Source organism: Sphingomonas sp. (assembly GCF_039595165.1).
Classification (GTDB): domain Bacteria; phylum Pseudomonadota; class Alphaproteobacteria; order Sphingomonadales; family Sphingomonadaceae; genus Sphingomonas.
This window is the reverse complement of the sequence record NZ_JBCNMA010000185.1, coordinates 1-4,791: the sequence shown is the minus strand read 5'-3', so window position 1 is coordinate 4,791 and position 4,791 is coordinate 1. Positions and strand designations below refer to the sequence as shown.

General features: G+C 69.2%; 7 protein-coding genes. All 7 read left to right on the top strand.

Annotated elements, in window-relative coordinates:
• On the top strand, positions 1–960 hold a 960-nt coding region (locus ABDV68_RS18350; RefSeq protein WP_343521539.1), incomplete at its 5' end, for a DUF885 domain-containing protein.
• Between the two features lie 215 nt (positions 961–1,175).
• Positions 1,176–1,910 carry a hypothetical protein gene (locus tag ABDV68_RS18345; protein WP_343521538.1) on the top strand — a complete coding sequence of 245 codons (735 nt, stop codon included), beginning with the start codon at positions 1,176–1,178 and terminating at the stop codon, positions 1,908–1,910.
• A gap of 87 nt (positions 1,911–1,997) precedes the next feature.
• Positions 1,998–2,375 carry a fluoride efflux transporter CrcB gene (gene crcB / locus ABDV68_RS18340; RefSeq protein ID WP_343521537.1) on the top strand — a complete coding sequence of 126 codons (378 nt, stop codon included), beginning with the start codon at positions 1,998–2,000 and terminating at the stop codon, positions 2,373–2,375.
• The gene (locus tag ABDV68_RS18335) at positions 2,372–3,511 is read left to right on the top strand and encodes an RluA family pseudouridine synthase (protein ID WP_343521536.1); all 1,140 of its coding nucleotides are present in this window, start codon (positions 2,372–2,374) and stop codon (positions 3,509–3,511) included. The genes crcB and ABDV68_RS18335 overlap by 4 nt, the downstream gene beginning before the upstream one ends.
• Complete coding sequence (locus tag ABDV68_RS18330) at positions 3,508–4,167, top strand: HAD-IA family hydrolase (RefSeq protein ID WP_343521535.1); 660 nt, start codon at positions 3,508–3,510, stop codon at positions 4,165–4,167. The genes ABDV68_RS18335 and ABDV68_RS18330 overlap by 4 nt, the downstream gene beginning before the upstream one ends.
• The gene (locus tag ABDV68_RS18325) at positions 4,164–4,385 is read left to right on the top strand and encodes a hypothetical protein (protein WP_343521534.1); all 222 of its coding nucleotides are present in this window, start codon (positions 4,164–4,166) and stop codon (positions 4,383–4,385) included. The genes ABDV68_RS18330 and ABDV68_RS18325 overlap by 4 nt, the downstream gene beginning before the upstream one ends.
• 3 nt (positions 4,386–4,388) lie before the next feature.
• Positions 4,389–4,791, top strand: a 403-nt coding sequence (locus ABDV68_RS18320) for an ATP12 family chaperone protein (RefSeq protein WP_343521533.1), incomplete at its 3' end; no start/stop codon positions are given.

Genomic DNA, 4,791 nt, shown 5'->3' with positions numbered 1-4,791 from the left:
TATGCCTTCCGCATCCGCCAGCTCACCACCACCGACTATACCGCCGACCAGATCCACAAGATCGGCCTCGACGAGGTCGCGCGCATCCGCGCCGAGATGGCGAAGGTCGCCAAGGACGCCGGCTATCCGAGCCGCGAGGCCTTCGTGCAGGAGCTGCGCACCAATCCCAAATATTACGCCAAGACGCCCGAGGAGCTGATGGCGGCGGCCGCCTTCCAGGCCAAGACGATCGACGGCCTGATGCCCGGCTTCTTCTACAAGATGCCGCGCCTGCCCTATGGCCTCAAGCGCATCCCCGCCGAGACCGCGGAAGGCACCACCACCGCCTATTACGGCCCGGGCAACCCGCAACTCGGCCTCGCCGGCAATTATTTCGTCAACACCTCCAAGCTCGACCAGCGCCCGCTTTACGAATTGCCCGCGCTCACCGCGCACGAGGCCGTGCCCGGCCATCACCACCAGATCGCGCTCCAGCAGGAGATGGAGACGAGCAAGTTCCGCCGCCATCTCGCCAGCTTCACCGCCTTCACCGAAGGCTGGGGCCTCTATGCCGAGCGCATCGGGATCGAGATGGGCCTGTACGACACGCCCGAGAAGCAGATGGGCCGCCTGTCCTACGAGATGTGGCGCGCCTGCCGCCTCGTCGTCGACACCGGCATCCATTCGAAGGGCTGGACCAAGGAGCGGGCGGTCAAGTTCATGCTCGACAACACCGCGCTGTCGGCGGCGAACATCGATGCCGAGGTCAACCGCTACATCAGCTGGCCGGCCCAGGCGCTCGGCTACAAGCTTGGCGAGATCAAGATCCGCGAGCTGCGCGCCCGCGCGGAAAAGGCGCTGGGGGCGAAGTTCGACCTCAAGGGCTTCCACGACGCGGTGCTCGGCCAGGGCGCGGTCCCGCTCGACGTGCTCGACGCGCAGATCGAGGACTGGATCGCGGCGGAGAAGGCCAAGGGTTGACGACGTTCATTCCACCGTCATCCCCACGAAGGCCGTCATCCCCGCGAAGGCGGGGATCCATTCTGGCTGCCGTAGCGGCACAAGCCTCGACCGCCGCGGCAATGGATTCCCGCCTTCGCGGGAATGACGATGTATTGGCAAGCGCGCGAAGGACATCGCCAACGCTTCCTTAACCCTGTCCTGTCATCACGCATCCCCGAATGGGGAGCTTCACGATGATCCGCCGGGCCAGTGCCACCGTCCTGTTGCCGCTCGCGCTCGCCGCGTGCGGCGGGGGCGCGGACAACCAGAATGTCGACGCGCTCGACAATGAGATCACCGCGAACACCGCCGATCCGGCGCTGATGGGCGCGCTTCAGGACCAGATCATGGTCGATCCGCAGCTCGCCGGCCAGGCCAACAAGGACGCGATCCGCCCCGCCAGCCAGCCCTATTCCGCGCCGGTCCCCTCGGAAACCGTCGCCGCCGCCAAGGCCGCGATGCCCAGGGACGGCGAACTCCTCAAGGCCCCCGCCCCGAACGGCACGTGCGAGGCGTGCGACGTCCAGGACCAGGCGATCACGCTCGGCGCGCTCGCCGCGAAGCAGAAGGACAAGCGCACGGCGAGCTGCGCGGCGAAGCTCAACTACTCGGCGTCGTGGGCCGCGCGCCTGCCCGCCGGCATGCCGCTCCATCCCCAGGCCCGCGTCACCGAGGCGGCTGGCGCGCAGGATGCGCAATGCGCACTTCGGGTAGTAAGCTTCTCGACACCGCAGCCGCTGCAGACCATGATCGACTGGTACTATACCAAAGCGGTCAAGGCCGGTTTCTCGGCCGAGCATCAGGCAAAGGAGGGGCAGCACGTCCTTGGCGGCACACGTGGCCGCGATGGGTCGGCCTATGTCGTGATGCTCTCGGCCCGCGCCGACGGCGGCACGGATCTGGATCTCGTCGCCAACGGCGGCAACTGAGTTTCTCCCGGGGGCGGTGCGAAAGCGTCGCCCCCACCCAATTCGGGCCAGCTTGGTTCCGCGCCTGTTTCCCGCTAGTGCCGCGGGATGAACCACCTCCTCCTCGTCATGCTCGGCGGCGCAGTCGGCGCCGGGGCGCGGCACCTCACCGGCCGTGCCGCGCTCGCGCTGTGGGGGCCGGGCTTCCCTTGGGGCACGCTGATCGTGAATGTCGCCGGCGGCCTCGCCATGGGCCTGCTCGCCGGCTGGCTCGCCGCGCGGTCGAGCGGCGACGAAGCGCTGCGCGCCCTGCTCGGCGTCGGCGTGCTCGGCGGCTTCACCACTTTCTCCGCCTTTTCGCTCGAGACCGCCAACATGCTCCAGCGCGGCGACCATGGCATCGCCCTGCTCTACATCCTTGCCTCGGTCGCCGGTGCGATCCTCACGCTGTTCGCCGGCCTCCAGCTCGCCCGGGTGGCGGCATGAGCGACGCCAATGTCCGCCAGTTCACCGTCGGCGTCGACGACGACGGCATCCGGCTCGATCGCTGGTTCAAGCGGCATCTGCCCGACACCAGCTTCAACATCGTCTCGCGCTGGGCGCGCACCGGCCAGCTCCGCCTCGACGGCGCGCGCGCCACGCCGGGCGAGCGCATCCAGGCCGGCCAGGTGATCCGCGTCCCTCCCGCCGAAGCGCCGCAGCCCGCTGCCGCCAAGCCGAAGAAGTCGCGTCCGCAGCTCACGCCCGAGCAGATCGAGTTCGCCGAATCGATGGTGATCCACCGCGATGCGCAGGCGATGGTGCTCAACAAGCCGCCCGGTCTCGCGACGCAGGGCGGCACCAAGACTCACGACCATGTCGACCAGCTGCTCGACGGCCTCTATTTCGACCTCGATACGCGGCCCAAGCTGGTCCACCGGCTCGACAAGGATACCTCGGGCGCGCTGGTCCTGGCCCGCACCGCGCGCGCGGCCGCCTATTTCTCGAAGAGCTTCTCCGGCCGCACCGCGCGCAAGACTTATTGGGCGGTGGTGGTCGGCGTGCCGAGCATCGAGGACGGCTTCATCGACCTTCCGCTCGGCAAGCAGCCGGGCACTGGCGGCGAGAAGATGCAGGTCGACGAGGAAGAAGGCCAGCCGGCGCGGACGCGGTATCGGGTGATCGATCGAGCAGGCAACCGCGCCGCCTGGGTCGAGCTTCAGCCGCACACCGGGCGCACGCACCAGCTGCGCGTGCACATGGCGGCGATCGGCCACCCGATCGTCGGCGACGGCAAGTACGGCCTCGCCGAGGCGTTCCTGTCGGGCAGCATCTCGCGCAAGATGCACCTCCATGCGCGCCGCATCCGCATCGACCATCCCGACGGCGGCAAGCTCGACGTCACCGCCGATCTCCCCACCCACTTCGCCGAGACGCTGGCGAGCCTCGGCTTCGACATCGAGCGCGGCGACAACATGCCGCCCGACGAGAGAGCACCGCTGACCCGCGATCAGGAGAAATCGCGCGCCAAGGCCCACGCCAAGACCGTGCGCAAGGAACGCCGCGGCGAGCGTCGCGGGCGCGGAGACAAGCCCGCCAAGCCCGCCAAACCCGCCAAACCCGCAAAGCCCAGGAAGAAATGAGCCGCCTCGCCGTATTCGACTGCGACGGCACGCTCGTCGACTCGCAAGCCAATATCTGCCGCGCGATGGAAGCGTGCTTCGACTTGCACCGGCTCGATCCCCCCGGCCGCGATTCGATCCGCCGCATCGTCGGCCTGAGCCTCGTCCCCGCCATCGCCGCGCTGCTGCCCGAGGCCGAGGCACGCCAGCACGAGCTGATGGCCGAGGATTACAAGCGCGCCTTCCACGCGATGCGCACTGACTGCGCGCTCGACCCCGAGCCGCTGTTCGACGGTGTTGCCGAGGCGATCGAAGCGCTCGACGCCGCGGGCTGGGTGCTGGGCGTGGCGACCGGCAAGTCCGACCGCGGCCTCGCGCTGATCCTCGAACATCATGGCCTGACCCACCGTTTCGTCACGCTCCAGACCGCCGACCGCCACCCCTCCAAGCCGCATCCGTCGATGCTCGAAGCCGCGATCGCCGAAGCCGGCGCCGTGCCGGAAACCACCGCGATGATCGGCGACACCAGCTTCGACATCGCGATGGCGCTCAATGCCGGCGCGCACGCGGTCGGGGTTGCGTGGGGCTATCACGAAGCGCATGAACTGACGGCAGCCGGCGCGCATCGCGTCTCCACCGACGCCCGCGAGCTTCCGGCCTTGCTGGAGGCGTTATGACCGAGGATCCCGCCCGCAACCGCTATTTCGCGATGGTGTTCGCCGAGATGCTGGCCGTCGCCGGCGCGGTGTTCGGCCTGGCGATCATGGCCAAGACCGACACGATGTGGCTGCGCATCCTCGGCGCCGCGATCCTGCTCTCGGGGCTCTACTGCATCGCCGTCGTCCCCCGCGCGATGGCACGCCGCTGGCGCACCCCGCCCACGCCGGACCGGTAACGCATGAAGCGCTTCTGGAAGGACGCCGCCGCGGTGCCGGCGGAGGGCGGCCATGACATCCATCTCGACGACAAGCCCGTGCGCACCCCGGGCCGCGTCCCGCTGACTCTGCCCACCCTCGCGCTGGCCGAGGCGGTCGCGGACGAATGGCGCGCGGTCGGCGAGACGATCGATCCGCGCGCGATGCCGCTCACCGGCCTCGCCAATGCCGCGATCGACCGCGTCGCGCCCGATTCCGCCAGCTTCGCCACGGGCCTCGCCAAGTATGGCGAGAGCGACCTGCTCTGCTACCGCGCCGACCATCCGCTCGAGCTGCAATTGCGCCAGCAGGCGGCGTGGGATCCGCTGCTCGACTGGGCGCGCACCCGCTATGGCGTCGACCCGGTCACCACCACCGGCGTGATGC

Excerpts from the sequence above, each read along its gene's own strand:
- ABDV68_RS18330 (WP_343521535.1), top strand. The coding sequence starts at position 3,508 with ATGAGCCGCCTCGCCGTATTCGACTGCGACGGCACGCTCGTCGACTCG.
- ABDV68_RS18335 (WP_343521536.1), top strand. The coding sequence starts at position 2,372 with ATGAGCGACGCCAATGTCCGCCAGTTCACCGTCGGCGTCGACGACGAC.
- ABDV68_RS18325 (WP_343521534.1), top strand. The coding sequence starts at position 4,164 with ATGACCGAGGATCCCGCCCGCAACCGCTATTTCGCGATGGTGTTCGCC.
- crcB (WP_343521537.1), top strand. The coding sequence starts at position 1,998 with ATGAACCACCTCCTCCTCGTCATGCTCGGCGGCGCAGTCGGCGCCGGG.
- ABDV68_RS18345 (WP_343521538.1), top strand. The coding sequence starts at position 1,176 with ATGATCCGCCGGGCCAGTGCCACCGTCCTGTTGCCGCTCGCGCTCGCC.